This window comes from Streptomyces amakusaensis (assembly GCF_039532665.1).
In the GTDB taxonomy this organism is placed as follows: Bacteria; Actinomycetota; Actinomycetes; order Streptomycetales; family Streptomycetaceae; genus Streptomyces; species Streptomyces amakusaensis.
In genome coordinates this window covers 1-1508 of the sequence record NZ_BAAASB010000069.1, presented here as the reverse complement: position 1 = coordinate 1508, position 1508 = coordinate 1, and the positions used below count along the sequence as shown (strand labels likewise).

Here is a 1508-nt window from a genome sequence, read left to right as displayed (position 1 = left end):
TTCCATTCCGTCAGCAGGAGATGGCGTTCGTCCTCGGAGAGAACGTCCAGCCGGCCGATCCGCACATCAGGATCCCCCGCGACCGCCTCCAGCAACCGAACGAACCGCGCGGCGATCCCCTCAGCCGTCCCCCGATCAAAAAGATCACTCGCATACTCCAGAAAACCATCCAACCCCGCCGGAGCACCATCAACACCGAACCGCTCCACCAACCCCACCGACAAATCAAACTTAGCCACCCCCCGAGAAACAACCTCCGCCTCCACCCGCAACCCCGGCAACTCCACCACCGGCCGAGGATCCCCCTGAACCGTGAACAACACCTGAAACAACGGATGCCGCGCCATCGAACGAACCGGATTCAACACCTCGACCAACCGCTCAAACGGCAAATCCTGATGCTCCAACCCAGCTAAATCCACATCCCGAACCCGCCCCACCACCTCACGGAAAGACGGATCACCCGACACATCAACCCGAAACACCAACGTATTCACAAAGAAACCGACCAACCCCTCCAACACCTCATCACCACGCCCCGCCACAGGACTACCCAACGGAATATCCGAACCCGCCCCCAACCGCGACAACAACACCGCAAAACCAGCCTGACCCACCATGAACAAACTCGCACCACCCACCCGAGCCACATCCAGCAACCCACCATGAACACCAGCACTCAAACCAAAACCAACCATCCCACCCCGATGACTCGCCACCACCGGACGAGAACGATCGAACGGCAACACCAACTCCTCAGGCAACCCCTCCAAAACCCCACGCCAATACTCCAACTGACCACCCCCAACACTCCCCGAATCACCCTCCTCACCCAACAACTCACGCTGCCACAACGCATAATCCACATACTGCACCGGCAACACCGACCAACCAGGAACCCCACCACCACACCGAGCCCGATACGCCTCCAAAAGATCACCCAAAAACGGCACCACCGACTCACCATCAGCCGCAACATGATGAATCACCACCGACAGAACATGAACCCCCTCCCCCACACCGAACAACCGCACCCGAAACGGCACATCAACCGAAAGATCAAACCCCTCACCCGCCACCTCGTCCAAACCAGCAGCCAACCCCCCAACACCAACCCCAACCACCGACAAACCCACATCCACCCGATCCACACCCAACACCACCTGACACGGAACACCCCCCACATCAGGAAACACCGTCCGCAAACTCTCATGCCGACCCACCACATCACCCAAAGCCAGCTCAAGCGCCCCCAAATCCAACTCACCCAACAACCGCACCACAAACGGAATATTGTACGTACCCCCCGAACCATCCAAACGATTCAAAAACCACAAACGCCGCTGCGCAAAAGACAACGGCACCACATCCGGCCGCACCACCCGCACCACACCAGACCGAACACCCCCACCACGACCAAGACCCACCAAACCAGCAACCGACGGCCACTCAAACAAATCCCTCACCGAAAAACGAACACCCAACACCCCCTCAATACGACTAATCAA

General features: G+C 58.6%; 1 protein-coding gene. It reads right to left on the bottom strand.

Features of this window, described 5'->3' with window-relative positions; genetic code table 11:
* Window positions 1-1508: condensation domain-containing protein (locus ABD371_RS35655; protein ID WP_344486915.1), on the bottom strand; the 1508-nt coding region annotated here is incomplete at both ends.